The organism is Delftia sp. WSY_22, assembly GCF_043104185.1.
GTDB lineage: Bacteria > Pseudomonadota > Gammaproteobacteria > Burkholderiales > Burkholderiaceae_C > Comamonas > Comamonas tsuruhatensis.
Genome location: NZ_JBICKN010000037.1, coordinates 58243 through 82523 on the forward strand (window position 1 = coordinate 58243; position 24281 = coordinate 82523).

The 24281-nt window shown below is 67.0% G+C and carries 25 protein-coding genes and 1 tRNA gene; 15 read left to right on the forward strand and 11 right to left on the reverse strand.

Annotation, left to right across the window (positions count from 1 at the left end):
* Positions 1–116: 116 nt before the first annotated feature.
* Complete coding sequence (gene hemH, locus ACF8NF_RS19630) at positions 117–1214, reverse strand: ferrochelatase (RefSeq protein WP_203399708.1); 1098 nt, start codon at positions 1212–1214, stop codon at positions 117–119.
* 91 nt (positions 1215–1305) lie between these two features.
* Here hemH and ACF8NF_RS19635 point away from each other — a divergent pair, with 91 nt between their 5' ends.
* From ACF8NF_RS19635 to ACF8NF_RS19650, 4 genes are read left to right on the forward strand one after another with little or no spacing between them, the layout of a single operon-like run.
* Complete coding sequence (locus tag ACF8NF_RS19635) at positions 1306–2076, forward strand: HAD family hydrolase (RefSeq protein WP_016449602.1); 771 nt, start codon at positions 1306–1308, stop codon at positions 2074–2076.
* Positions 2077–2106: 30 nt separating this feature from the next.
* Entirely contained in the window at positions 2107–2940 is an 834-nt protein-coding gene (locus ACF8NF_RS19640) for a DUF2189 domain-containing protein (RefSeq protein WP_392451090.1), read from the forward strand.
* A gap of 55 nt (positions 2941–2995) precedes the next feature.
* Positions 2996–3208, forward strand: a complete 213-nt coding sequence (locus tag ACF8NF_RS19645; RefSeq protein ID WP_016449600.1) for a DUF2788 domain-containing protein — start codon at positions 2996–2998, stop codon at positions 3206–3208.
* A 19-nt stretch (positions 3209–3227) separates the two neighbouring features.
* On the forward strand, positions 3228–3818 hold the full coding sequence (locus tag ACF8NF_RS19650) for a class I SAM-dependent methyltransferase (RefSeq protein WP_126311874.1): 591 nt from the start codon (positions 3228–3230) through the stop codon (positions 3816–3818).
* A gap of 7 nt (positions 3819–3825) precedes the next feature.
* Here ACF8NF_RS19650 and ACF8NF_RS19655 read toward each other — a convergent pair whose 3' ends face one another.
* From ACF8NF_RS19655 to ACF8NF_RS19665, 3 genes are all read right to left on the reverse strand, one after another.
* Positions 3826–4809, reverse strand: coding sequence for a tripartite tricarboxylate transporter substrate binding protein BugD (locus tag ACF8NF_RS19655; RefSeq protein WP_203399706.1), 984 nt, complete (start codon positions 4807–4809; stop codon positions 3826–3828).
* 132 nt (positions 4810–4941) lie between these two features.
* Positions 4942–5805 (reverse strand): NAD(P)-dependent oxidoreductase, encoded by an 864-nt coding sequence (locus ACF8NF_RS19660; protein ID WP_016449597.1) that lies wholly within the window; start codon positions 5803–5805, stop codon positions 4942–4944.
* A gap of 10 nt (positions 5806–5815) precedes the next feature.
* Positions 5816–6214, reverse strand: coding sequence for a carboxymuconolactone decarboxylase family protein (locus ACF8NF_RS19665; protein ID WP_016454063.1), 399 nt, complete (start codon positions 6212–6214; stop codon positions 5816–5818).
* A 167-nt stretch (positions 6215–6381) separates the two neighbouring features.
* Here ACF8NF_RS19665 and ACF8NF_RS19670 point away from each other — a divergent pair, with 167 nt between their 5' ends.
* Complete coding sequence (locus tag ACF8NF_RS19670; RefSeq protein WP_016454064.1) at positions 6382–7065, forward strand: GntR family transcriptional regulator; 684 nt, start codon at positions 6382–6384, stop codon at positions 7063–7065.
* A gap of 39 nt (positions 7066–7104) precedes the next feature.
* On the opposite strand, the gene ACF8NF_RS19675 is transcribed toward ACF8NF_RS19670, so the two are convergent.
* The 4 genes from ACF8NF_RS19675 to hpnC form a co-directional block, all read right to left on the reverse strand.
* Entirely contained in the window at positions 7105–8124 is a 1020-nt protein-coding gene (locus ACF8NF_RS19675) for a Bug family tripartite tricarboxylate transporter substrate binding protein (protein WP_392451091.1), read from the reverse strand.
* Between the two features lie 125 nt (positions 8125–8249).
* On the reverse strand, positions 8250–9653 hold the full coding sequence (gene hpnE, locus ACF8NF_RS19680) for a hydroxysqualene dehydroxylase HpnE (RefSeq protein ID WP_392451092.1): 1404 nt from the start codon (positions 9651–9653) through the stop codon (positions 8250–8252).
* Positions 9650–10495, reverse strand: a complete 846-nt coding sequence (gene hpnD / locus ACF8NF_RS19685; RefSeq protein ID WP_017404285.1) for a presqualene diphosphate synthase HpnD — start codon at positions 10493–10495, stop codon at positions 9650–9652. Before hpnD ends, hpnE begins: the two co-directional genes overlap by 4 nt.
* A gap of 67 nt (positions 10496–10562) precedes the next feature.
* A complete protein-coding gene (gene hpnC / locus ACF8NF_RS19690) occupies positions 10563–11447 on the reverse strand; it encodes a squalene synthase HpnC (protein ID WP_392451093.1) in 885 nt (294 codons plus the stop codon).
* Between the two features lie 174 nt (positions 11448–11621).
* On the opposite strand from hpnC, the gene ACF8NF_RS19695 reads away from it, so the two are divergent.
* From ACF8NF_RS19695 to ACF8NF_RS19720, 6 genes are all read left to right on the forward strand, one after another.
* Entirely contained in the window at positions 11622–12845 is a 1224-nt protein-coding gene (locus ACF8NF_RS19695; protein ID WP_016449590.1) for an efflux RND transporter periplasmic adaptor subunit, read from the forward strand.
* Positions 12842–16057 (forward strand): efflux RND transporter permease subunit, encoded by a 3216-nt coding sequence (locus tag ACF8NF_RS19700; protein WP_016449589.1) that lies wholly within the window; start codon positions 12842–12844, stop codon positions 16055–16057. The genes ACF8NF_RS19695 and ACF8NF_RS19700 overlap by 4 nt, the downstream gene beginning before the upstream one ends.
* Positions 16058–16177: 120 nt before the next feature.
* A tRNA-Leu gene (locus ACF8NF_RS19705) sits at positions 16178–16264 on the forward strand.
* Between the two features lie 185 nt (positions 16265–16449).
* The gene (locus tag ACF8NF_RS19710; RefSeq protein ID WP_392451094.1) at positions 16450–17466 is read left to right on the forward strand and encodes a tyrosine-type recombinase/integrase; all 1017 of its coding nucleotides are present in this window, start codon (positions 16450–16452) and stop codon (positions 17464–17466) included.
* Positions 17467–17585: 119 nt separating this feature from the next.
* A complete protein-coding gene (locus ACF8NF_RS19715; protein ID WP_392451095.1) occupies positions 17586–17993 on the forward strand; it encodes a helix-turn-helix domain-containing protein in 408 nt (135 codons plus the stop codon).
* Positions 17993–19300, forward strand: a complete 1308-nt coding sequence (locus ACF8NF_RS19720; protein WP_017404280.1) for a type II toxin-antitoxin system HipA family toxin — start codon at positions 17993–17995, stop codon at positions 19298–19300. The genes ACF8NF_RS19715 and ACF8NF_RS19720 overlap by 1 nt, the downstream gene beginning before the upstream one ends.
* On the opposite strand, the gene ACF8NF_RS19725 is transcribed toward ACF8NF_RS19720, so the two are convergent.
* The 3 genes from ACF8NF_RS19725 to ACF8NF_RS19735 all read right to left on the reverse strand — a co-directional run bounded on the left by ACF8NF_RS19725 (position 19294) and on the right by ACF8NF_RS19735 (position 20949).
* The gene (locus ACF8NF_RS19725; RefSeq protein WP_017404279.1) at positions 19294–19599 is read right to left on the reverse strand and encodes an ogr/Delta-like zinc finger family protein; all 306 of its coding nucleotides are present in this window, start codon (positions 19597–19599) and stop codon (positions 19294–19296) included. The genes ACF8NF_RS19720 and ACF8NF_RS19725 overlap by 7 nt on opposite strands.
* A 60-nt stretch (positions 19600–19659) precedes the next feature.
* On the reverse strand, positions 19660–19986 hold the full coding sequence (locus ACF8NF_RS19730) for a hypothetical protein (protein WP_392451096.1): 327 nt from the start codon (positions 19984–19986) through the stop codon (positions 19660–19662).
* Positions 19987–20229: 243 nt separating this feature from the next.
* Positions 20230–20949, reverse strand: coding sequence for a helix-turn-helix transcriptional regulator (locus ACF8NF_RS19735; RefSeq protein ID WP_209803165.1), 720 nt, complete (start codon positions 20947–20949; stop codon positions 20230–20232).
* Between the two features lie 363 nt (positions 20950–21312).
* Between ACF8NF_RS19735 and ACF8NF_RS19740 the strand changes: the two genes are divergently transcribed.
* From ACF8NF_RS19740 to ACF8NF_RS19755, 4 genes are all read left to right on the forward strand, one after another.
* The gene (locus ACF8NF_RS19740; RefSeq protein WP_392451097.1) at positions 21313–22254 is read left to right on the forward strand and encodes a DUF1376 domain-containing protein; all 942 of its coding nucleotides are present in this window, start codon (positions 21313–21315) and stop codon (positions 22252–22254) included.
* 3 nt (positions 22255–22257) lie between these two features.
* Positions 22258–22785 carry a hypothetical protein gene (locus ACF8NF_RS19745; RefSeq protein ID WP_392451098.1) on the forward strand — a complete coding sequence of 176 codons (528 nt, stop codon included), beginning with the start codon at positions 22258–22260 and terminating at the stop codon, positions 22783–22785.
* Between the two features lie 261 nt (positions 22786–23046).
* Entirely contained in the window at positions 23047–23412 is a 366-nt protein-coding gene (locus ACF8NF_RS19750) for a hypothetical protein (protein ID WP_017404275.1), read from the forward strand.
* Positions 23413–23424: 12 nt separating this feature from the next.
* Positions 23425–24201, forward strand: coding sequence for a terminase small subunit (locus tag ACF8NF_RS19755; RefSeq protein WP_209803161.1), 777 nt, complete (start codon positions 23425–23427; stop codon positions 24199–24201).
* Positions 24202–24281 lie beyond the last annotated feature (80 nt).

Consider the following 24281-nt stretch of genomic DNA (forward strand, 5'->3'; position numbering starts at 1 on the left):
GGGACAAGCAACAGAGGTGCAATTGTCCCGCTTGCAGCATCTATATACAAAGATGCTTATGCATTCTGCTCATGAGGCAGGGTTATATGGCGCGGTGCACAGGATGCAGGACGGCCTCAGCGCTGTGCGCCCACGGCCTTGGCGCGCTCCAGGCTGGCGTCGAGGTCGGCCTGCGGCGCCTTCTGCGTGGGCCAGCCCTGCAGGTGCTGCTGGGCGATGCGGCTCAGCGCCGTGATCCAGGGTGCGCTGTCGTTGAGGCAGGCGATGTACTCGAACTGCTCGCCGCCCGCATGCATGAAGGCCTCGCGCGCTTCCTGGCTGATTTCCTCCAGCGTTTCCAGGCAGTCGCTGGTGAAGCCGGGGCAGACCACGTCCACGCGCTTGGTGCCGCTGCGTGCCAGCTCGATCAGCGAGGGCTCGGTATAGGGCTCCAGCCATTTGGCCTTGCCAAAGCGCGACTGGAAGGTCACCAGGTATTGCGAGGGCGACAGGCCCAGGCGCTCGGCCAGCAGCCTTGCGGTCTTGCGCGATTCGCAGTGGTAGGGGTCGCCCAGGTGCAGCGTGCGCTCGGGCACGCCGTGAAAGCTCATGACCAGCTTTTCGCCACGGCCGTTGCCGCGCCAATGGGCCTCGATGCGCTGGGCCAGCGCGTCGATGTAGGAAGCGTCGTCGTGGTAGCGGTTGACGAAGCGCAGCTCGGGGATGTGGCGCTGGGTGCGGCCCCAGTCGTAGACCGCGTCGAACACGCTGGCCGTGGTCGTACCCGAGTACTGCGGGTACAGCGGCAGGATGAGGATGCGCGTGGCGCCTTCGGCCTTGAGGGCATCGAGCACGCTGGGGATGGAGGGGTTGCCGTAGCGCATGGCATGGCGCACCAGCACGTTGTGCCCGGCCTCGCCCAGCCAGCCGCGCAGCAGCAGGGCCTGGCGCTCGCTCCAGTGCTGCAGGGGGGAGCCGTCCTTCTCATGCCAGACGGTGGCGTACTTGGCAGCCGACTTGGCCGGCCGCGTGCGCAGGATGATGCCGTGCAGGATGGGCAACCAGGCAATCCTGGGAATCTCGACCACGCGGTCGTCGCCCAGGAATTGCGCCAGGTAGCGGCGCACGGCCGGGGCCGTGGGCGCGTCGGGCGTTCCAAGGTTGCACAGCAGCACGGCGGTGCGCTGGGGTTGGTCGTGGCGGAATGGGGGTTCTGGCGCAAAGCGGGATGGCATGGCCCCGATTGTGGCAGGACGCGGCGGCCTGCCATGCGAGCCCGATGACCCGGCGGCAGCCTGCAGCGGCTGCCTTCGCTATGCTCGGACCATGTCCCAAGCCACCACCGCTCCCCTCGCCGAATCCTCATTTGCCCCTGCACTGACCGCCTTGCAGCAGTTGCGCCGCAGCGGCCGCATCCGCGCCATATCCATCGATCTGGATGACACGCTGTGGCCTGTGTGGCCGGCCATCTCGCGTGCCGAACAGGTGCTGCTGGACTGGCTGCACACCCATGCGCCGGCCACGGCCGCGGCGCTGCGCGACGTGGCCGCCGTGCGCGCCATCCGCGTGCAGATCGAGCGCGATCGTCCCGACCTGGCCCATGACCTGAGCGGCCTGCGCCGCGAGTCCATCCGCTTGGCGCTGCAGCGCAATGGCGACGACGGCGCGCTGGCCGAGCCGGCCTTCGATCTTTTCTTTGCCGAGCGCCAGCGCGTGGACTTGTACGAGGACGCGCTGCCCGCCCTGCAGTTCCTGGCCGCGCGCTGGCCCGTGGTGGCCTTGAGCAATGGCAACGCCAGCGTGCATGTGGTGGGCATCGGCGAGCATTTCCATGCCGCGCTGAGCGCCAGCAAGGCCGGCATGGCCAAGCCCGATGTGCGCTTTTTCCACGCGGCAGCGGCGGCGGCTGGCGTGGCGCCTGACGAGGTGCTGCACATTGGCGACGACGCGCGGCTCGATGCGCTGGGCGCCATGGATGCGGGTATGCACGCAGTCTGGCTCAACCGCACGGGCGTAGCATGGCCTCACGAGGGGTCCACGCCCCACGTCACGGTGGCCAGCCTTGCGCAGTTGTGCCAGGGGCTGGCTGACAGCTGACCCTGCCTGCCCGCGAAGCCGCGCCACGCCATGCCCATCAGCCACAGCACAGCTTTCCTCCACCCCCCCGTCCTCCCCGCCGTGCACAGCATCGGCTGGAAATACCCCCTGAGCTGGCTGGCGCGTGGCGCGCGCGACATGGCCAGGGCACCCTGGCTGAGCCTGGCTCATGGCCTGGTCTTGACCTTGATCGGGTTTTTGATCTTGACGCTGGGGCACAATCGCTTTTGGCTGATGGCCGGGGCCCTGTCGGGGTTCCTGATCGTCGGCCCTGTCGTGGCGACCAGCCTCTACGCCATCAGCCGTGCGCTGGAGCGTGGCGAGGCTGCCGATCTGTCCCTGGTGCGGCGTACCTGGACGCGCTGGCAAAACGGCCATGCGGCCAAGGCCGAGGGGCAGGGCGGCTACTGGTGCCTGGTGCAGTTCGGGCTGCTGCTGTCGCTGGCGGCCACGGGCTGGGTGCTGGTGTCGGCGTCGCTGATCACCGTGCTCTCGCCCGTGCGCATTGCCACTCCGGCGGATTTCCTGCAGCACGTGGTGCTGGCCCGCGACGGGCAGTTGTTTGCGATATGGCTGGCGCTGGGCAGTTTTCTGGCAGCGCCTATTTTTGCGTCCAGCGTGGTGGCCATGCCGCTGATGCTGGACAGGCGGGTGACGGTGCGCCAGGCCGTGCTGACCAGTTGGTTGGCCGTGCTGGCCAACCCTGTGCCTCTGGCACTGTGGGCCGCCCTCATTGTGTTGTTGACCCTGCTGGGCCTGGGCAGCTGGCTGCTGGGACTGGTGGCCGTGATGCCCCTGCTGGGGCACGCGAGCTGGCATGCGTACCGCGACCTGGTGGATGCGTCGACCTTTGCGGCGCGCTGAGCCGGACCGCCCGGCCTGACCGGACTTGCAGGGGAGGAGGTAGGACGGTGTTGTCGTGATATTCGGGTATACAGAAGAACAGATCGCCCATTTCTTCCTCACCTACGGCGTGGGGGCCTTCATCCTCTTCATGGTGTTCATCATCCTGCAGCTGGCACGCCAGTCCAAGGCAGGAAAGTTCGGCACCTTCGTGATCTTCCTGGGCCTGGGCGTGGGCTTTGTCGGCTACGTCGCCAAGATCGTCATCCAGTGGTGGATGGAGAGATGACGCCGCAGGCGTCACACCCATGAGCTGGACGAACTACTACCGCTTTACCGAGGGACGCAAGATATCTCCCTTGCTGGTGCAGGCGCTTGACGCGTTGGCGGGTGATACGGCAGATAAAGCGGCCATCGATCTGGGCTGTGGCGCGGGCCATGAGTGCCGCGTGCTGCTCAGTACCGGCTGGCGCGTCCACGCCATCGACAGCGAACCTGCGGCCATCGAGGGCTTGCGCCCCCTGGCATCGCCGGCGCCCGGCGCTTTGACGCTGCAGGCTTGCCGTTTCGAGGATCTTTCCTCTTTGCCTGCAGCGCATCTGATCCACGCTGGACTGAGCCTGCCCTTTTGCCATCCTGAGTACTTCGATGCGTTTTGGTCGCTGGTGCGTTCTGCGCTGAGTCCGGGCGGTGTGCTTGCCGGTCATTTTTTCGGGCCGCGCGATGCCTGGGCCGATTCGCAGTCCATGAGCTTTCATTCGCGTGAGCAGGTCTTGCGCCTTTTGGATGGCATGGAGCTGTTGGCCTTCAATGAGTTCGATGGCATGGCCCCCAGCATGCGGGGCCCCAAGCACTGGCATCGCTTTGATGTCGTGGCCCGCAGGCCGGTGTCGTCGTAGTGCGGCGTTACTCGGCCTTGGCCCCCGCAGCCTTGATCACCGGGTCCCAGCGCTTGATTTCTGCGACGGTGTGCTGGCGCAGGGCGTCGGGGGTAAGGCGGTCTGCGGGCGGGATGATGACGCTCATGTCCGTGAAGCGCTTGACCAGGGCGGGTTCGGCCAGGGCGGTGCGCAGGGATTTGTTGAGGCGCTCGATGACGGCCTGGGGCGTGCCTCGCGGAGCGTAGAGGCCGTGCCATACGGCAAGCTCGAAACCGGGCTGGCCTGCCTGCGCGAAGGTGGGCACATCGGGCAGGGAGGGCAGGCGTTCGCGCGTGGCGACGGCGTAGCCCTTGAGCATGCCCGCCTGTATGTGCGGGCCGGTGGCCACGGGCTGGTCGCAGATGACATCGACATTGCCTGCCACCAGGTCCTGCAGGGCCGGACCCGTGCCACGGTAGGGCACCAGGGTGGCCTCGGTGGAGGTGGTCTGCAGCAGCAGCATGGCGCACAGGTGGGAGGTGGCGCCTACGCCGGCATGCGAGAAGCGCACTTCGCCCGGCTTGGCCTTCATGTGGGCGATGAAGTCCGCCAGCGTGGCGGGCGCAAAGCCTTTGCTGCGCACCAGGATCATGGGCACGTCGCCGGCCAGCGCGATGGGTTCCAGGTCGCGCCTCACATCGAAAGAGAGCTTGCTGTAGAGCGCGGGCGCCGTGGCGATGCCCATGTTGTGCAGCAGCAGGGTGTGGCCGTCGGCCTGGGCGCGTGTGACGCGGCTGGTGCCGATGGTGCCACCGGCGCCGCCCAGGTTCTCGACGATGACCTGCTGGCCCAGGTCGCGCGTCATGGCCTCGGCCAGCACGCGGGCCAGCACGTCGGTGGAGCCTCCGGCCGCGTAGGGAACGACGATGGTGACGGGCTTGTTGGGGAAGGCCTGGGCGGCAAGGCTGGCTGCTGCCAGCGCGGCGGCGAGAAGGGTCTGGGCGAGGGGATTGCGGATGAGGGGGCGCATGGGTTTGTCTCCTGGAGGCGCGTGCAGGGGCCGCCGGCTCTGTGCGGCCGGTTGTCGGTGGCGTGTTTGGTGGCGTGGGGCAGGAAGGCAAGGGCCGCATGCGGCCCTTGACGACGGCGAGACGGCGCAGGCTCAGGCCGGGGCCACGTACCTGTACAGCTCGGTGTGGTCGGCGGCGGGTCCCAGGGACCTGGAGGCCTCGGCCGCCATGGCGCTGACCTGTTCGGCCAGTGCCATGGGCGTGTGCATGGCCTGGCCCAGCGACAGGGCGATGCCCACGTCCTTGGCCTGCAGCGCCAGCGAGAAGCCCGAGTTGAAGGCGCCGTTCAGCATGAACTGGTGGGCCTTGTTTTCGGTGGTGTTGTTCTTGCCGGTGGAGGCATTGATCACGTCCACGATGGTGGCCGGCGCAATGCCGAAGGCCGCGCCTGCGTGGATGGCCTCGGCCGTGGCGATCAGGGCCGCTGCCGAGACATAGTTGTTCAGCGCCTTGAGCGCATGGCCCGCGCCCACGGGGCCGACATGGGTGATGGCCTGGCCCATGCGCTGCAGCAGGGGCAGGTGCTGGGCGAGCAGGTCCGCATCGCCCCCGACCATGATGGACAGCGTGCCCGCAATGGCGCGCTTGACGCCGCCGGAGACCGGCGCATCCAGCAGCCCGATGCCGCGCTCGCCCAGCAGGCCGGCCAGCGCCCGCGTGTGGCTGGGGTCGGCCGAGCTCATGTCGATGATGCAGGCGCCGGGCGGCAGGTGCGGGGCCAGTTCGCCCACCACGGCATCGACGATGCGGGAGTCGGGCAGCATGGTGAAGACCACGCTGCAGCCGGCAAAGTCGGCCGCGCCGGATGCCACGGCCACACCCGCATGTTCCTGCGCGAATCGTGCGGTGGCAGCGGGCACGGCGTCCCGGATGACCAGGGCGTGCCCTGCGGCGTGCAGCAGGTGGGCCATGGGCTGGCCCATCATTCCGAGGCCGATGAATCCTATGGTGGTCATGCTGCGTGCCTCAGATGTCCATCTCTTTGAAGACTTCCGAAGCCACGCGGAAGGAGTCGATGGCGGCCGGCACGCCGCAGTAGATGGCGGTCTGCAGGAAGACCTCCTTGACCTCTTCCTTGGTCAGGCCGTTGTTGATGGCGCCGCGCACATGCAGCTTGAGTTCATGGGGGCGGTTCAGCGCCGTGATCATGGCCAGGTTCAGGAAGGAGCGCGTCTTGCGGTCCAGGCCGGGGCGGTTCCAGACATCGCCCCAGCAGTACTGGGTGACCAGCTCCTGCATGTCGATGTTGAAGTCCGTGGCGTTCTGGATGGACGCATCGACATACTCGGCGCCCAGCACCTCACGGCGGGTGGACAGGCCCTGGTCGAAAAGGGCGGGGTTCTTGGGTGCATAGGCTCGGGTCATGAAAACTCCTGATGGAAGGCGGTGAAGGTGTCTTTCGGTGGAGTGAATTTAATCAGATTGTCAGACAATCCTACTTGATGAAAATCGGGATTGCCTGCCGCGCCAGGTGTGTGTATGACAATCCGTCAGTCCGTCCGGCCCCTGGATTGGCGGGTAGGATTCGTCCCATGAACCAGATGCTGCGTGTCCCCCGCGAAGAAACGTCGCTGCGCCTGCGCACGACGCAGACCCTGCGCACGGCCATCCTCGATGGCGTGTTTGCGCCGGGCCAGAAGCTGTCCGAGCGCGAGCTGTGCGAGAGCCTTGATGTGAGCCGTTCGTGCCTGCGCGAGTCCCTGCAGCACCTGCAGGCCGAGGGGCTGATCACCATCGTTCCGCACCGTGGCCCCGAGGTCACGGACATCTCGGTGCAGGAAGTGCGCGATATCTACGAGGTGCGGGCCAGCCTGGAGGGCCTGGCCAGCCGGGGCTTTGCGCTGCATGCCTCGGCAGGCCAGCGCGCCGCGCTGCGCGCCAAGCTGGGCGAGCTGGCAGTGCCCGCCGTGGCCAGCGACAAGGTGGCCCTGCTGGCGATCAAGAACCAGTTCTACGACATCCTGATCGAGGGCTGCGGCAATCTGGTGGCCGGCCAGATGCTGCGGCAGTTGAACAACCGCGTGACGGTGCTGCGGCGCATCTCTATGTCCCAGCCCGGGCGCCTGCCGCAGACGCTGGCCGAGCTGGATGCCATCGTGACGGCAATAGAGCAGGGCGACGCGGACCAGGCTGCGCGCCTGAGCGCCGAGCATGTGCAAAAGGCCAGCCAGGGCGTGTTGCGCGCCATGGCCGAGAAGGCTGGCCCGGCCAGCTGATGCCGGGGCCTGTGCCTGGGGGTGTCAGTCCGTGTGCGCTCAGTCCGGCTTGACCTGGGCGCGCTTGAGCACTTTCTGCCAGCGTGTCTGCTCGGTGGCAATGAACTGCGCGAACTGCTGGGGCGTGCTGCCGATGGGCTCGGCCGCATCGCCCTGCAGGCGCTTGAGCGCGTCCGGCGCCTTGACGGCCTTGGCGCACTCGGCGGCCAGCTTGTCCACGTGGGCTTTGGTCATGCTGGAGGGGGCGAGCATGCCGTACCACTGCGTCATCTCGAAGCCCGGGAAGCCCTGCTCGGCCACGGTGGGCACGTCGGGCAACTGGGGCAGGCGCTGGGTCGATCCCGTGGCGATGCAGCGCACCTTGCCCGCCTTGATGAAGGGCAGCAGGGCGGCGGCGCCGACCGAGGCGGCGTCCAGCCGGCCCGACATCAGGTCCGTCATCATGGGCCCCGTGCCGCGATAGGGCACGTGCAGCATGAAGATCTCGGCCGTCATCTTGAGGTACTCGAAGGCCAGGTGCCCGGCGCTGCCATTGCCGGCCGAGCCGTAGCTGAGCTGGCCCGGCTTTTTCTTGGCGTAGGCGATGAGTTCACGCAGGCTCTTGACCGGCACATCGGGGTGGACCACGTACAGGCTGGGCACCTTGGCCAGCAGGCTGACGGGCTGGAAGTCCTTGTTGGCGTCGTAGGGCAGCTTGTCGAAGATGTAGGGATTGACGGCCAGCGTGCCGATGTGGCCCAGGATGACGGTGCTCTGGTCATCGGCGCGCGCCACTTCCTGCATGGCGATGTTGCCGGCCGCGCCGGGCTTGTTGTCCACGAAGACGTTCTGGCCCAGGGTCTTGGACAGCTCGGCCGCCGTGGAGCGCGCCACGATTTCCGAGCTGCCGCCCGGCGCAAAGGGCACGACAAAGCGGATGGGCCGTGTGGGCCAGGCGTCCTGCGCCAGCGCGGCCGCAGGCAGCAGGCCAGACAGGGCCATGGCGCCCGTGCCGGCCAGCAGTTGGCGGCGGCCGAGCGGGGGCAGGTCTGCGTGGTGAAGAAAGTCGCGCGAAGGCATGTCTGGTCTCCTGGATATCGTTGTAGTGGATGGTCCGCAGCAGATGCGGCGCCAGCGATGGTGGCGCTGGCGGCTGTCAATCTGCTGTCAAACCGGGGTCCGCAGGCTACGGAGATACCCGGGGGTCAGTCGGTGTGTGCTGTGCGATGGGCTGCGGCTGCGGCCTCGGCAGCCTGCATGCCGCTGCGCACGGCGCCTTCGATGGTGGCCGGATACGGCCCGTCCACATGATCGCCGCAGGCCCACAGGCCGTGGCCCAGCTCCAGGCCGGGCCGCTGAAGTTGGGGCAGGCAGGCGAAGGTGGCGCGCTTGTCGATCACGGTGCGCAGCGCAACCAGTCCATGCCAGCCCAACTGCGCCTGGGCCTGGGCCAGCACCTGGGCCTGCAGGGTTTCGCGGTCCGATGCGCTGTCGCTGATGACGAAGGCCATCAGGCCCTGCGGGCCGCCGAGTTGTCCACGGTCGAAGACGAATTGCGCAGGCGCATCGGGCGTGGAGCGCAGCGCCATCCAGGGCGCGCCCGGGGGCAATGTGTGGGAGGGATCGCCGGTCTGCGCATAGACGGTGGCAATGGGGCGGTGCTGCAGGTCCTGGGCCAGCTGCGCCCAGCGCTGCAGGGCTATGCCGTCGCGTGCAGGCAGGCTGTCGTGCTCGGCGGCGGTGAGTGCCAGGCGCGCCGCCTCGGGCGCGGGGCAGGCCAGCAGCACGGCGTCAAAGGGCGCGTCTTCGCCCTGGGCTGCGCCCAGCGTCCAGTGCGGGCCCTGAGGTTGCAGTTCGGCCACGCGGCTGCCCAGGCGCACGGCGTGGCCGTGCTCTTGCAGCCACTGCGCGGCCGGCGCGGGGAACAGGCTGCCCAGGTCACGGCGCGGCACCAGGAAATGCGAGCCGCCACGGCCGCTGAACAGCGCATCGCGCAGCACGCGAAGGAACACCGTGCCGCTGGCCAGGTGAATGGGTGTGTTGAGCGCCGAGATGCACAGCGGGTCGATGAACTCGCTGACCAGGCGCTGCGGCAGGCCGGCGCACAGGTCGGCCACATTGGCCTGCGGCGCGCAGCGAAAGCCCGCCAGCCGCCAGCGCACGGCACGCGCCAGCAGGGCTGCACGCTCGCCCAGGCTCCAGCCGCGTGCGGTGGCAATGCCGGCCAGCGCATCCAGCGGCGCAGGCCAGTCGGGAAAGCGCAGGCCGCTGCCATCGGCGTAGGGCAGGGCCATGGGCTGGCGGTGCAGCGCCCGTTCAGGGTCCACGCCCACCTCGCGCATGAGGCGCAGGCTTTCGGTGTAGGCACCGATGAGGATGTGCTGGCCGTTGTCCACGCGCAGCAGGCCCTGTGGCGTGTCGAGGCCCATGCCGCGCGCACGGCCGCCGGGCTCGCGTGCGGCCTCGTGCAGGGTGATATGCCAGCCGCTGCGGGCCAGCGTGAGGGCGGCCGCGAAGCCGGCCCAGCCTCCGCCGAGGATGGCGGCGCGCGGCTGAGCGGCGCGCGGCACAGAGGTGCGCGGCTTGTCTTTGGCGCTGTCTCTGCTCACCGCGCCATGCGTCCCAGCGCCTGCATCTTCCAGGCCAGCCACAGCTTGCGCAGCGGCGGCAGGCTGATGCGCTGGTGCAGCACGCGGAAGTCGTCGGCCTCGATCTCGCGCAGCAGGGTGCGGTAGATGCTGGCCATCATCAGGCCGGGCTTTTGCGTGCGGCGGTCGGCCGCGGGCAGCAGGGCCAGGGCCTCGTCGTAGAGGCGGTGGGCGCGCTCGGCCTGAAAGCGCATCAGCGCGGTGAAGCGGTCCGAGTATTCGCGCTTGGTGATCTCATGCGCCTTGACGTCGAACTGCTGCAGCTCGCTGATGGGCAGGTAGATGCGTCCGCGCATGGCGTCCTCGCCCACGTCGCGGATGATGTTGGTCAGCTGGAAGGCCAGGCCCATCTTGTGGGCGTATGCCGTGGTTTCTTCCTGCGTCTGGCCAAAGATGCGCGCGGCCACTTCGCCGACCACGCCTGCGACCAGGTGGCAGTAGCGCGCCAGGCCCGGGAAGTCGAGGTAGCGGGTCTGCTCCAGGTCCATGCGGCAGCCGTCAATGACGGCCTGCAGGTGGCGCTCTTCGATGCCGTAGACCGGGGCATGCGGCATGAGCGCCCGCATCACGGGATGGGAGGGCTTGCCTGCAAAGGCCTGGTGCACTTCGTTCTGCCACCAGCCGAGCTTGGTGGCCGCCACGCCGGGGTCGGAGACTTCGTCCACCACGTCGTCCACTTCGCGGCAGAACGCATAAAAGGCGGTGATGGCGGCACGGCGCTCGCGCGGCAGGAAGAGGAAGGCGTAATAAAAGCTGCTGCCCGAGGCGGCAGCCTTGTCTTGGACGTACTGATCCGGATTCATATGGGGCGGGATTGTCCCATGGACGGCTGGGAGCCAAAGCCTGGGTGTCGCAACGGCCGGCCCGCCATCACATGCGCAGGGCGCGCCACAGCAGCAGCGGCGCATCGGCCTTGCCGACGGTGGGGCGGCGGTAGAGGCTGGCGCCCTGCAGCGCATCGACCTTGTCCAGGATGCGCAGCCCGCCCTGCACAACCAGGCGCAGCTCCCAGCCGATGCGGCCCGGCAGGCGGTGCACCAGCGGTGCGCCGGACTGCATCAGTGCACGCGCCCAGGCCGACTGCTCGGCCAACAGTGCGCGCACGGCAGGGGTCAGTGCAGCGGGCTCGGCGCGCAGGTCTTCACGCCGCAGGCCATGGGCGGCGCAGTCGGCATCGGTCAGGTAGTGGCGCTGGCGTGGCAGGTCCACGCTGAAGTCCTGCCAGAAATTGATCAGCTGCAGGGCGGTGCAGATGGCGTCGCTGCGGGCCAGCGATTCGGCATCATCCACCCCGTACAGATGCAGCAGCAGCCGGCCCACGGGGTTGGCCGAGCGGCGGCAGTAGTCGAGCAGCTCGGCGCGGTCGGCGTAGGTGGCGCCGGATTCGGTCTTGCGCACGTCCTGCGCGAAGGCGCTGAGCAGGTCGTCCATCAGCGCCAGCGGCAGCTGGTGGGCGCGTACTTGCGGTGCCAGCCCCGCAAAGACAAGAGGCCAGGCCGTGCAGGCGAGCATGGGGGCCTCGCCTTCGGTGCCCAGCGCCATCAAGTCGGCACGGTAGGCGGCCAGCGCGGCCAGGCGCTCGGGCGGCGTGGCGTCGCCCTCGTCGGCCAGATCGTCTGCAGTGCGTGCGAAGTGGTAGAGCGCGGCAATCGGCGGGCGTAAGCGGGGCGGGCACAGCCAGGACGCCACGGGAAAGTTCTCGTAGTGCGTGACCGGGGCGGGGGAGGCGGGCAGGGTGGGAGCGGTGGACTTCACGGTGGCCGATTGTCGATGCTGCGCGCAAGGCCATGCATTTCACTTGACGGGCTCAAGGGCTTCTCCTAAATTACTAACCCGTCAGTCAGTAAACGGCGCCAGCCAGCTGCCGCGGCATGTTGCCCGGATCTTGCAGCCCGCAGCCGCTTTTCGCACCAGCCCTCCCGGATCCACATGCCCGACTTGCCATCGAACCCTGCCGCGCGCGCTTTGCCGCGCCATCTTCTTCTTGCCCCTCTGTGCCTGGCCGCCGCGCTGGCGCTGGGCGCCTGTTCCAAGGCCGAGCCGCCGCCCGAGCCGGTGCGCGCCGTCAAGCTGCTCACCGTAGGCGTGGGCGCGCTGGACACGCAACTGGAATACGCGGGCGAGGTGCGCGCGCGCATAGAGTCGCGCCTGGGCTTTCGCGTGGCCGGCAAGCTCGTTCGCCGCGAGGTGGAGCTGGGCCAGCACGTGCAGGCAGGCCAGTTGCTGGCGCGGCTCGATGCCAGCGACTACCGGCTGGGAGCTGACGCCGCGCGCGCCCAGGTGGCGGCCGCGACCACGCAGCGCGATCTTGCCGCCGCCGATGTGAGGCGTTACTCGCAGCTGAAGGCGCAGAATTTCATCAGCGGTGCGGAGCTGGAGCGGCGCGAGGCCACGCTCAAGTCCGCCCAGGCGACGCTGGACCAGGCCAAGGCGCAGCTGGCATCGCAGAGCAACCAGGAGGCCTATGCCCAACTGCTGGCCGATGTGCCCGGCGTGGTGACAGGCATAGACGCCGAGCCCGGCCAGGTGGTGTCGGCCGGCTCGCCCGTGGTGCGCATTGCCCAGGACGGCCCGCGCGACGTGGTGTTCGTGGTGCCCGAAGACAAGCGCGGCGCCATCCGCGTGGGCCAGAAAGTGAATGTGCGCCCGTGGTCGGCCGGCATGCAGCCGCTGCAGGGCCAGGTGCGCGAGGTGGCGGCCAGTGCCGATCCGGTCACGCGCACCTACCAGGTGAAGGTGGCACTGCCCGCGTCGGATGCGGCCGCCGTGCCGCCGCTGGGCGCGACGGTCCATGCGCTGCCCGAGGGCATGGGCCCCACGGGCCAGCCCGTGATCAAGCTGCCGACCACGGCGCTGCGCCAGGAAGGCGGCGGCGGCCAGGGCACGGCCGTGTGGGTGTTCGATGCCGCCAGCAGCACGGTGAAGCTGCAGCCCGTGCAACTGGCCACGGCCGATGGCAACGAGGCCGTGATTGCCGCCGGCCTGACGCCCGGCATGCAGGTGGTGGCCGCTGGCGTGCATGTGCTCACGCCCGGGCAGAAGGTCACGGTCTATCAGGACCGGTATGACAAGACGCAGCAGCCGGCACAGGCGCCTGCCGCCGCAGGTGCCGCAGCTTCCGCAGGTGCTGCGTCCAGCGGAGCGGCCCAATGAGCGGGCCCAAGCACAAGGCGCCGCAGGGCGGGCACTTCAATCTTTCGCGCTGGGCGCTGGACCATGTGGCGCTGACGCGCTATTTCATGGTCGTGCTGCTGCTGCTGGGCTTTGCCTCGTACTTCCAGCTGGGGCAGGACGAAGACCCGCCCTTCACCTTCCGCGCCATGGTGGTGCGCACCAACTGGCCGGGCGCCACGGCGCAGCAGATGGCCGAGCAGGTCACCGACAAGATCGAGCGTACGCTGCAGGAGGTGCCCTACGCCGACAAGATCAGCAGCTACTCCAAGCCCGGCGAGTCGCTGATCATCTTCCAGCTCAAGGACAATTCGCGCCCCGGCGATGTCCAGCAGCTGTGGTACACGGTGCGCAAGAAGATCGGCGACATGCGCTACACCCTGCCGCAGGGCGTGCAGGGGCCGTTCTTCAATGACGAGTTCGGCGATGTCTATGGCGTGATCTACGCCCTGCAGGCCGACGGCTTCAGCTACGCCGAGCTCAAGACCATGGCCGACGACGTGCGCCAGCAGCTGCTGCGCGTGCCCGATGTGGCCAAGGTCGAGCTGTTCGGCGTGCAGGACGAGAAGGTCTACATCGAGCTGTCGCAGCGCCGCCTGTCGCAGCTGGGCCTGGACATGAACCAGGTGCTCGGCCAGCTGGGCCAGCAAAACGCCATCGAGGGCGCAGGCGTGCTGCAGACGCCGCGGGAGGACGTGCAGGTGCGCGTGGCCGGCCAGTTCCTGGCGGTGGACGAGTTGCGCGCCATGCCCATCCGCGGCGCATCGGGCGCGCAGCTGCGTCTGGGCGATATCGCCGAGATCCGCCGCGGCTATGCCGATCCGGCCAATGTGAAGGTCCGCCACCAGGGGCGCGAGACGATTGCGCTGGGCGTGTCCATGACCAAGGGTGGCGACATCATCCGCCTGGGCAAGTCCCTGCGCGGCGCCGTGGGCGACATCGCACGCACGCTGCCGGCCGGCGTGGAGCTGGCCAACATGCAGGACCAGCCCAAGGCCGTGGCCGACTCGGTCAACGAATTCCTGCAGGTGCTGATCGAGGCCGTGGTGGTGGTGCTGGCCGTGAGCTTCATCAGCCTGGGCCTGCACAAGCGCGAGGGCCACCAGCCGCTGTGGAAGCGCTGGTACATCGACCCGCGCCCGGGCCTGGTGGTGGCCATCACGATCCCGCTGGTGCTGGCCGCGACCTTCCTGGCCATGTGGTACTGGAACATCGGCCTGCACAAGGTGTCGCTGGGCTCACTGATCATCGCGCTGGGCCTGCTGGTGGACGACGCCATCATTGCCGTCGAGATGATGGTGCGCAAGATGGAGGAGGGCTACGAGAAGTACCGCGCCGCCACCTTTGCCTACGAGATCACGGCCAAGCCCATGCTGACCGGCACGCTGATCACGGCGGCAGGTTTCCTGCCCATCGGCATGGCCAAGTCCATGACGGGCGAGTACACCTTCGCCATCTTCGCGGTGACGGTGATTGCGCTGGTGCTCAGCTGGTTCGCCTCGGTGTACTTCGTGCCCTACCTGGGCATGCTGCTGCTCAAGCGCCCGCCGCACGCGGCCACGCTGCCGCCCGAGGTGGCCTCGGGCGAGGTGCCCATCGAGGAGACCAACCTCAATGCGTCCTCAGCCGAGCATGAGGTCTTCGACAGCCCGTTCTACAACCGCTTCCGGCGCGCCGTGAACTGGTGCGTGACGCACCGCTGGCTGACCATCGCCATCACGGTGCTGGTCTTCGCGCTGGGCCTGGTGGGCATGTCGCGCGTGCAGCAGCAGTTCTTCCCGGATTCCAGCCGGCCAGAGGTGCTGGTGGACATCTGGTTCCCCGAAGGCACGTCGCTGGCCGCCAACGAGGCCGTCACGCGCCGCGTGGAAGAGCGCTTCATGAAGCTCGACGGCGTGCGCACGGTCAGCGAATGGGTAGGCTCGGGCGTGCCGCGTTTCTACCTGCCGCTGGACCAGGTGTTCCCGCAGAACAACGTCTCGCAGTTCATCCTGGTGGCCCAGGACCTGCCCACACGCGAGCGGCTGCGCAAGGCGCTGCCGGCGCTGCTGGCCCAGGAGTTCCCCGAGGTGCGTGGCCGCGTCAAGCTGCTGCCCAACGGGCCTCCGGTGCCCTATCCGGTGCAGTTCCGCGTCTCCGGCACCGATCCGCAAAAGCTGCGGGCCTATGCCGACGAGGTCAAGCAGGCCATGATCGCCAACGCCGACATGCGCGGCGTCAACGACAACTGGAACGAGTCCGTCAAGGCCGTGCGCCTGGAGGTGGACCAGGACAAGGCGCGCGCCCTGGGCGTGAGCAGCCAGGCCATCGCCCAGGCGGCCCGCGTCATGCTCAGCGGCTCCACCGTGGGCCAGTTCCGCGAGGGTGACAAGCTCATCGACATCGTGCTGCGCACGCCGTATTCGGAGCGCGACGCCATCACCGATATCGCCAATGCCTACCTGCCCACGGCATCGGGCAAGTCGATCCCGCTCACGCAGATCGCCAAGCCCGTGATGGTCTGGGAACCCGGCGTGATGTGGCGAGAAAAGCGCATGTTCGCCATCACCGTGCAGGGCGATGTGCGCGAGGGCCTGCAGGGCGCAACGCTGACCCATGCGCTGCTGCCCGGCCTGCGCGAGATCGAGGCGCGCTGGCATGCCGCAGGCGACACGGCCTACCGCATCGATGTGGCCGGCGCCGTGGAGGAAAGCTCCAAGGGCTCGGACGCCATCGTCGCTGGTGTGCCCGTGATGCTGTTCCTCACCTTCACGCTGCTCATGCTGCAACTGCGCAGTGTCAGCCGTTCACTGCTGGTGTTCATCACCGGGCCGCTGGGCATTCCCGGCGTGGCGGCGGCGCTGCTGCTGCTGGGCCGGCCCTTCGGCTTCGTGGCGCTGCTGGGCGTGGTGGCGCTGATGGGAATGATCCAGCGCAACTCGGTGATCCTGATCGACCAGATCGAGACCGACCGCGCGCGCGGCGTGCCGGCCTGGGACGCCATCATCGAGGCCGCCGTGCGCCGCCTGCGCCCCATCGTGCTGACGGCCGCCGCCGCCGTGCTGGCCATGATCCCGCTGTCGCGCAGCGTGTTCTGGGGCCCCATGGCCGTGGCCATCATGGGCGGGCTGATCGTGGCCACCGTGCTGACACTGCTGGCGCTGCCGGCCATGTACGCCGCCGTGTTCCGCGTGCGCCGTGAGCCCACGCATTGAGGTGGCGAAAACGCAGAGGCCGCCGCTCAAATCCGGGGTATGGCAATGCACCCCGCAATTGCGGCTAGAATCTGCGCCCTGACCTAGGAGCCGCCGCGCAGGCGGCTCCCCCAAGAACCAGCGCGGGTGGCGAAATTGGTAGACGCACCAGGTTTAGGTCCTGACGCCAGCAATGGTGTGGGGGTTCGAGTCCCCCCCCGCGCACCACGCACCAACGCCGCTCAACTGCGGCGAACACTGCCCAAGCCCGCTTCCTGTAGAGGAGGCGGGCTTTTTTTCTGGGTCTCCGCTGCAAAACGGAACGGGTTGAAACCGGCACAAAACAGCGCAAAATCACATCACAATCCCGCGCAGATCCCGCTTGTGATCCCGCGCGGGCTGCAGGAGGTGGGATGGCGTATTTCCGGAAGGTGAAGAATGGCTGGCGGGCCGAGGTGGAGCGTGCGGGCATCCGGCGCACCGCCACGCGGGCGACCAAGGCCGAGGCGCAGGGCTGGGCCGTGGCCGAGGAGGCGGCCATTCTGGCCGGGGCGCGCGGGGAGTTTCCGCGGCGCACGCTGGCCGAGGCGGTGGAGCGCTATCGGCGCGAGGTCACCGACAAAAAGACGGCCAGCACGGCGCGGGCCGACCATTTGCGCTTTGATGCCTGGCTGCGCGAGTTTCCCGAGCTGGCCGTCAAGGTGTTCCACGAGATCACGGGTGACGACCTGGCGCGCTGGCGCGATGCGCGGCTGCAGCAGGTCTCCGGCGCCAGCGTGCTGCGCGAGGCGCAGCAGTTCCGTCCCATCTGGACGCTGGCGGTCAAGCAGTGGAAATGGGTGGGCAAGAGCCCCTGGCCGGAGATCAAGCTGCCGGCCAAGTCCCATGCGCGCCGGCGCACGGGGCAGTGGAGCGAGGTGCGGCGCATGCTGCGCTCGGCCAATGTCTCGCCGCGCCTGGCGCCTGTCACCGCCATGGAGCAGACGGCCTGGACCATGCTGGTGGCCCTGCACACGGCCATGCGCAGCGGCGAGATCCTGCGCATGGGCCGCAGCAATGTGGATCTCAAGCGCCGGGTCTACCACCTGCCGCACCACAAGACCGAGGCCAAGGTGGGCGAGCGCCATGTGCCGCTGACGCGCCGTGCCGTGCGCCTGCTGAGCGTGCTGGACGCCGCCGCCGAGGCTGCCGGGCGCGACGCCTACTGGACCATCAGCGACGCCAGCCGCGACACGCTCTACCGCAAGCTGCGCGACCGGGTGATGGTGGAGGGCCTGCGCTTCCATGACCTGCGCGCCACGGCGCTGACCTGGCTGAGCAAGCGCGTGGATGTGATGACGCTGGCCCGCATCAGCGGCCACGTGGATATCAACGAGCTGTTCAATACCTATTACCGGGAGACGGCCGAGGACATAGCGGCATGGTTGTAGGCAGTATGGCTGCCAGGAATATCACTCCAATATGATATATTGACAATATTATTCTGGAGTGATAATTTCAATCCATCATCTTGAGATGATATTTTGAATGCCCTGGCCAGGAGAACACCATGGACCACCTGTTGCAACTGCCCGATCAGCTTGCGCTGCACCTGAAGTCGCTGCGCAAGGCCGCTGGCGTGAGCCAGGCCCAACTGGCACAGCGGCTGGGCGTGTCCCAGTCGCGCGTGGCGGCGATAGAGCGTGACCCGGCCGCCATCAGCGTGCGCCAGCTGATGGAGATCCTGCAGCTGCTGGATGCCGATCTGCTCATGCGGCCCAGGGCGGATGCGGTGGCTTCTTCTGCGTCTGCACCTGCACCTGTGCCTATGCCTGCTGCGTTGAGGGTGGCTGAGCCCGCTCCACAACCGTACGCGGGTGACAACGTGCCCCGCAAGCCCGCCGACCGCCCCGTGGCCTTCAAGCCGCAGGCGCTGCCGCCGCACTGGCAGGACCGCAAGCCGAAAGGGTCCTGGTGATGGCGGCGCTGGGCGTCTGGATGAATGGGGAGCGGGTGGGCACCTGGGAGGTCACGCGCACGGGCCGCCATGTGTTCGCCTATGACCCGGCCTGGCCGCAGAGCGCGCATGCACGGCCGCTGTCGCTGTCCATGCCCTTCACGCGCGACCTGACGGTGGCGGGCGAGGTGGTGGCCCACTATTTCGACAACCTGCTGCCGGACGGCGAGGGCATTCGCCGGCGCATTCACCAGCGCTTCGGGCTGCGCGGGGCCGATGCGTTCTCGCTGCTGGAGGCCATTGGTCGCGATTGCGTGGGGGCCGTGCAGCTGCTGCCCGAGGGGGCCGTGCCCGAAGGGTTCGACCAGGTGCGCTTCGAGCCGCTGAGCGAGGCGCAGATTGCAGAGCACCTGGCCAGCCTGGGTGGCGGGTTTGGCGCGCTGGAGGTGGACCAGGAGTTCCGGCTGTCCATTGCCGGTGCGCAGGAGAAGACGGCGGTGCTGCGCCATGGCGGCCAGTGGTGCCGCCCGCTGGGCGCGACGCCGACCACGCATATCCTGAAGCCGGCCATCGGCGTGGTGCCGCACTGGCACTACGACCTGAGCGAGTCAGTGGCCAATGAGTGGCTGTGCGCCCGCCTGCTGGCCGAGCTGGGCTTTGCCGTGGCCGACAGCAGCATCGAGAGCTTTGGCGGGCAGCAGGTGCTGTGCGTAGAGCGCTTTGACCGCGCCTGGACGGCGCAGGGCTGGATTGCGCGCCTGCCCCAGGAGGATTTCTGCCAGGTGCGCGGCGTTGCCAGCGCCAACAAGTACGAGACCCACGGCGGGCCCGGCATGCTGCAGTGCCTGCAGGTGCTGCAGCATGGCAGCGAGCCTGCCCAGGATTGCGCCCGCTTCGTGATGGCCCAGCTGGCGTTCTGGCTGCTGGCGGCCACGGACGGGCATGCCAAGAATTTCTCTGTGTTTCTGCAGCCGGGCGGCGGCTATGAGATGACGCCGCTGTACGACGTGCTGTCGGCCTGGCCCATCATCGGTCACGGCCACGGCAAGATCGCCCGCCAGCGCGCCAGGATGGCCATGGCTCTGCCAGGGCGCAGCCGCCACTACCGCCTGGCCGAGATCCAGCGCCGCCACTGGAAGGTCCTGGCGGAGACCACGCGCATCGCAGGCCTGTGGGAAAGCATGGTGGAGATGGTCGAGGCGCTGGACGGCGCCATAGCCCGGCTGCAGCCGCGCCTGCCGGCCAGCGTGCCGCAGCCTATGGCCCGGCAGATCTTCGACGGGGCGCGCGACCAGGCACGCCGTTTTCTTGCGGGCAGCGATCACTGAGCGGCCTGTGCTGCGGCATCCGTGCATCGGTGCTGCTGCGCATTGAACTCCGATAGCGGCATGGCCGCCATCTGGCGGGCCACTTCGCGTCGCTTGATATGTGTGCTCATCGGCAGCACCACGCCAGGGTTGGGTATGGCGCTGGGGGATATGGTGCGGTTGATCTCGGTCACTGCGGAAAACACGTGACCGCATTCAAAGTTGCGGCACTGGAAAATAGTTTCCCGGCTGGTGTTCGTCAATTGCAGGCTGGTGCGCGTGTAGGCGTGTTCATTGCAGTGGGGGCACATCATTCGCATGGTGCATGGTCCTTTCGAGGTCGATTGGCGGTACGAGGCAGATCACTTGGAGGCGCGGACTCAGGGGCTGATGCCGTATCCCAACGGGTGGAACTGCCGGGTTGCGCATAGGCGGGCGTAGCCTCCTATCCAGGAGTCCAGGGCTGCTCCCATGCTTGCAAGGCTCCCGGATGTTTGTGTTTCGTCTGCTGCGGCAATCTGTCGGGCTACGGCGTAGGGCAGGTCACGCAGGGCTTCTTGTATGAATTCGGGCGCCCAGGGTGGGCCGTAGTTTTCCCGTTGGTAGGCATCCAGGGCGTCGTCCAGCTCCTGTTCGTACCCCTCGCGTGTGGCATGGCGGGCCTGGGCCAGATTGGCCCAGCAGGCTGTGATGGTTTGGGCTTTCATGAACCTCCGTGATCAGTGGGCGGGTCGGGCAGGCATACGCAGGCGGGAAGTTGAAAACAGGATGGGCTGTAGGTCCGAGGTGAATCTGGGTAGTGTTCGTTTGCGGCTTTGTGTGTATGAAATATACCTTGAGGTAATTTTTGTGACAACTGTCAGGGTATTGACCTTGGGGTATCTATGGGTATTGTGAGGTCATGAAAAAAGCCACCCGCAGGTGGCTTGTTGCTTGAAGATGGGGTCGTGTCAGTAGGCTTTGCTCTCCCAGGCTCGTAGCACCTTGGCCAGGATTTGAAGGTTCATGCCAGGCTTGATGTACCACTCACGGTATTTCTTGTTTTCACTGATCACGAGGATGCCTTCCCCTGGAATTCGCTGGAGGCGCTTGATGAAGCCCTCTCCATCCACCGAGAAGAAATAGACGCCGTCGAACTCGCATTCCCTAACGCCGGTGTCCACCAGGAGTGGGTCGCCGGGATTGAACATTCCGAGCATGGAGTCTCCGAACCCCGTCACGATGGCCAGATTGTCATAGGAGGTCACATAGGGCAGGTTTTTCTGGGCCCACTCGCTATTGACGCTCCAGCTCTTGATGACGCCAGGCTGATCTCGAAGGACCAGTCCGCCGCCCATGGCGCCACCAGTGGAGTACTGTCGGATCACTATTTCGTCCCGCGTGAGTTTCTTTTCAGCATTTTCTACCAGGATGGGGGTGGTTTTGAGGGCGGCGGAGGCCTCGGCTGGTGTCATTTCCCAGAAGCCTCTTGGCAAATCGAACGCGATGCGAGTGGCTTCCATCAATTCCTGTCCTATGCCTTTGGCGCCCTTCTTGTCCTGTGGGTAGAAGAGGCGGTTGACGTAGCTTGCGTCTTTCCCGATGGCGCGCGCCATTGCGGCCCGGTTGCCGTGGGTGAACTCGGTGCAGACGATCGTGAGAAGTTGCTGCAGGCGTGTTTGGTGGTCCATGGGGAAATTTTCCGCCTGAATACCTGTGGGTACAAGATACCTTAAGGTATCTTTTTTATGGTTCTTGAGGTACTATTTCTTCATGAACTCTTTCAAACTGTTTTTCAGGGGGTTGGATCGCTACGGGCGCGCCGAGTTTGCAGCGCGGTGCGGTACGACTCCAGGCCTTCTGAGCAAGCTGATCTATGGGGGCGCAAGAGTGGAGCTGGGCCTGGCCGATGCAATGGTTGCCATGGGGGCAGGCCGGTTTTCCCTGGATGCGCTGCCCTTGACGGACAGGGCGCTTTTCCAGCACGAGGTGCGATCAATGCGCGCCGGGAGGCCGGTATGACAAAGCCTTGCTTCGCAGCCCGGCCAGAGCCCATGGTCCCTCCAGATTGCGACCTGTCCGACTTTCCATTCATGCCTTTGGATGTGGCTCGTCTGCGTGATTCGGACCTGGCAGCAAATAAAACCCCGGATGCCTGCTGGGCCGCAGTGCTGCTGTGGTCGGCGGCCTGGCACCAGGTGCCTGCAGGTTCCATGCCGGATAACGACGCATGGATTGCAAAGCAGGCGGGCTACGCGCTGCGTGGCCGCATCGATCCCAGGTGGAAACGGGTGCGTGAGGGCGCCATGCATGGCTGGGTGCTATGCAGTGATGGACGCTACCACCATCCTGTGGTGGCGGAAAAGGCGCGAGATGCCTGGGCTTCCAAGCTATTGCAGCGGTGGCGCACGGAATGTGGACGTATCAAGAAACACAACGACAGGCACGGAACGGACGTGCGTCGCCCTTCCTATGACGAGTGGATCCACAGTGGCCGACCGACGGGACAGGCGTTGCCCATGGCCGGCGACGGCGGCGTCTGCCCCGACGTGCAGGAGTGCGATGTCCCTGGGGACAGCCCCTCGTTGTCCCGAAGACACCGGACGGCTGTCCGCACGGACGGAACCTCCAAGGGAGAGGGAAAGGGACAGGGACAGGGACAGAGATACCTTGATGTTCTTTCCGTACCTGGCGGTCCGGGCCGTCCGGCCGGCGAGGAGGGCAGTTGCGGCGAGATCATCTTCGGCTACGGTCTGTCCCTGCTGGTCAATGCGGGTACGCCGGAGCGGCAGGCGCGCTCTTTCCTGGGCGGATTGCGCAAAGCCCATGGCGACCAGGCCTTGGTTGAACGGCTGCGTGCCTGCGCCCAGGCCAGGCCGCTGCAGCCATTGGAGTGGCTTGCTGCTGCACTGCCGCCACGGGCCAGAGCTGCAGTACGTGGCTCGGCGCCATCGGCCCGACATGGCGCGGCCTACGCGGCCATCATGGAGGCGTAGGCCGTGCAGAGCATTTCTACGCTATACCGGGCGGCGATGGAGGGCGAGCCCCAGCAGCAGGCCACGGGCGCTGCGGTGAAAAACCTGTTCCTGGTCATGCAGGGGTCCTATGGCTCGCTGTTCCTGAGCAAGTTCGCGACGGGCGTTCTGGATAGCGGAGGCCGTGATCTGGGGGTACGCACGGCCATGCGGGTCTGGAGCGCGGCCCTTGCCAAATACGACCCGGGGGTGATCGAGACCGCCGTTGCCCGGCTGCCTGCAACCCATCCGGATTTCCCGCCGCACCTGCCTCAATTCGAGGCGCTATGTCGTGCTGCCACGCCGCGCCGCACGCATGCCCAGTTGCAAGGATGGTCGTGCCTGCCAGCGCCCGCTGCGTCGCCTGTCAGCGTGCAACTAGTCCCCGTGGGTGATGGCAAGGACTGGGCGCGCCGCATCCTGGCCCGGGCCCGGGCCGGGGATCGGACCATCACCCGTACGGTACTGCGCAATGCCATGCAGGCCCTGCACATGGAAGGGGCGCCGCGATGACCGCACCAGCCCTGTGGGGTCAGCCCTCTGCCAGTGCTCACCCATGCGTCGCTGTGCAACTGCCTGACTTCGCCTCATCCGGCTCTTGCCTGCAACTTCAACCGTCCACCGAAAGGCCAGAAACCTTGAACACCATGCTTTTTCACCATGACGAGCTGCAATGCCGGCAATCCGGCATCGTACCGCAGCCCCTTTCGTACCGCGCGCCGTGCCTGGCCCCTGCTGGCCCGGCCCCAGCCTTTGCAGCAAAGGTCTGACGACATGGGACACGAAGCGATGAACTGGCTGGCCGGACAACTGCAAGGCCGACAGGAGAACAGGAGCAGGCACCACAACCCCCGCCCCGCCGGAGTCGTGCGCCCCGGCAGCGGCACAGATGCATTGCTGCGCTATCTGCAGCGGCTGCCGGAACGCTGGTTTTTCCATTGTGAACTGGTACTGGAGTTGGGACGCTCGAAAGGTGAGGTCGATTGGGCGCTTCAGTATCTGTTGGGCCGCGGAATGGTGCAAGGCCGGCTCACGGAGTTGCCCGGCCGCAAGCCGGTCATGCGCTACCGCCTGCTGTGCGGCTGCGGCCAGGAGTCGGCGAATTGCCAAGGGTGTACTGATGGCGCGTCCCAAGTCTGACAGGTTGCGAGCATGAAAACGAAAATCTCCAGCACCGTCTGTTCCGGTGAAGGAACTAAGTCTTCCTCCCGGCAGCATGCCAGCACTCAGGAAAGGCATCGTTGCTTCGCGCGGGAATACGTAGCGTCGGGCTTCAACGCCACGCGGGCGGCTGTCGCGGCAGGCTACAGCTCATCCAGCGCGGCATCCCAGGGTGCCAGGCTGCTCAAGGATCCGCGGGTGCAGGACTATGTCAGGGAATGCAGCCAGCGTGTCGTGGAGCATGCCGAAGTCCGTGCGGAGGAGGTGGTGCGCCGCCTCCATGAAATGCTGATGGCCGATCCGCGCGATCTGGTCGAGGTTCACGTATCGTGCTGCCGGCATTGCTACGGAACGGACCATGAATACCAGTACACACACGCCGAGTACAACGCCAAGCGTGAAAAGTGGATCGATGCCGGCAAGCACCCCGAGGACTTCCCCGAACTCGGTGGTGTGGGGTATGAGGCCCATCGGCCTGCCATGGCGCAATGTCCGGAGTGCTTCGGCGCCGGCTTGCCGCGCACGGTCGTCAAGGACACGCGTGGCCTTGGCCGGGGGGCGCTGGCGCTTTTCGGTGGTGCGAAAGAAGGCAAGTACGGCACGGAAATCAGCATCCGCAACCAGTTGGATGTGATCGAGAAGCTGATGCGCTACCACGGTCTGTACCAGCGGGACGGCATCCGCAGCAACGTGGGCGTGGGGCGTTTTGAAGTGCGCTTCATTGAACCGTCCAGGCACGATGATGATCCACGGCAGGAGGGCGAATGAATCCCTTGCCGATGGAAACGCCTCCACGGAGCCAGAGCTGCCTCGTGCCCGAGACACCTTCAGATTTCGCCCATGACTAC

Excerpts from the sequence above, each read along its gene's own strand:
- ACF8NF_RS19730 (WP_392451096.1), bottom strand. The coding sequence starts at position 19,986 with ATGAAAGCCCAAACCATCACAGCCTGCTGGGCCAATCTGGCCCAGGCC.
- ACF8NF_RS19725 (WP_017404279.1), bottom strand. The coding sequence starts at position 19,599 with ATGCGAATGATGTGCCCCCACTGCAATGAACACGCCTACACGCGCACC.
- ACF8NF_RS19665 (WP_016454063.1), bottom strand. The coding sequence starts at position 6,214 with ATGACCCGAGCCTATGCACCCAAGAACCCCGCCCTTTTCGACCAGGGC.
- hemH (WP_203399708.1), bottom strand. The coding sequence starts at position 1,214 with ATGCCATCCCGCTTTGCGCCAGAACCCCCATTCCGCCACGACCAACCC.
- ACF8NF_RS19655 (WP_203399706.1), bottom strand. The coding sequence starts at position 4,809 with ATGCGCCCCCTCATCCGCAATCCCCTCGCCCAGACCCTTCTCGCCGCC.
- ACF8NF_RS19640 (WP_392451090.1), top strand. The coding sequence starts at position 2,107 with ATGCCCATCAGCCACAGCACAGCTTTCCTCCACCCCCCCGTCCTCCCC.
- ACF8NF_RS19700 (WP_016449589.1), top strand. The coding sequence starts at position 12,842 with ATGAGCGGGCCCAAGCACAAGGCGCCGCAGGGCGGGCACTTCAATCTT.
- ACF8NF_RS19695 (WP_016449590.1), top strand. The coding sequence starts at position 11,622 with ATGCCCGACTTGCCATCGAACCCTGCCGCGCGCGCTTTGCCGCGCCAT.
- ACF8NF_RS19755 (WP_209803161.1), top strand. The coding sequence starts at position 23,425 with ATGAAAACGAAAATCTCCAGCACCGTCTGTTCCGGTGAAGGAACTAAG.
- ACF8NF_RS19635 (WP_016449602.1), top strand. The coding sequence starts at position 1,306 with ATGTCCCAAGCCACCACCGCTCCCCTCGCCGAATCCTCATTTGCCCCT.
- ACF8NF_RS19675 (WP_392451091.1), bottom strand. The coding sequence starts at position 8,124 with ATGCCTTCGCGCGACTTTCTTCACCACGCAGACCTGCCCCCGCTCGGC.
- ACF8NF_RS19650 (WP_126311874.1), top strand. The coding sequence starts at position 3,228 with ATGAGCTGGACGAACTACTACCGCTTTACCGAGGGACGCAAGATATCT.
- ACF8NF_RS19670 (WP_016454064.1), top strand. The coding sequence starts at position 6,382 with ATGAACCAGATGCTGCGTGTCCCCCGCGAAGAAACGTCGCTGCGCCTG.
- ACF8NF_RS19720 (WP_017404280.1), top strand. The coding sequence starts at position 17,993 with ATGGCGGCGCTGGGCGTCTGGATGAATGGGGAGCGGGTGGGCACCTGG.
- ACF8NF_RS19740 (WP_392451097.1), top strand. The coding sequence starts at position 21,313 with ATGGTCCCTCCAGATTGCGACCTGTCCGACTTTCCATTCATGCCTTTG.
- ACF8NF_RS19715 (WP_392451095.1), top strand. The coding sequence starts at position 17,586 with ATGGACCACCTGTTGCAACTGCCCGATCAGCTTGCGCTGCACCTGAAG.
- ACF8NF_RS19750 (WP_017404275.1), top strand. The coding sequence starts at position 23,047 with ATGGGACACGAAGCGATGAACTGGCTGGCCGGACAACTGCAAGGCCGA.
- ACF8NF_RS19710 (WP_392451094.1), top strand. The coding sequence starts at position 16,450 with ATGGCGTATTTCCGGAAGGTGAAGAATGGCTGGCGGGCCGAGGTGGAG.
- ACF8NF_RS19660 (WP_016449597.1), bottom strand. The coding sequence starts at position 5,805 with ATGACCACCATAGGATTCATCGGCCTCGGAATGATGGGCCAGCCCATG.
- ACF8NF_RS19735 (WP_209803165.1), bottom strand. The coding sequence starts at position 20,949 with ATGGACCACCAAACACGCCTGCAGCAACTTCTCACGATCGTCTGCACC.
- hpnD (WP_017404285.1), bottom strand. The coding sequence starts at position 10,495 with ATGAATCCGGATCAGTACGTCCAAGACAAGGCTGCCGCCTCGGGCAGC.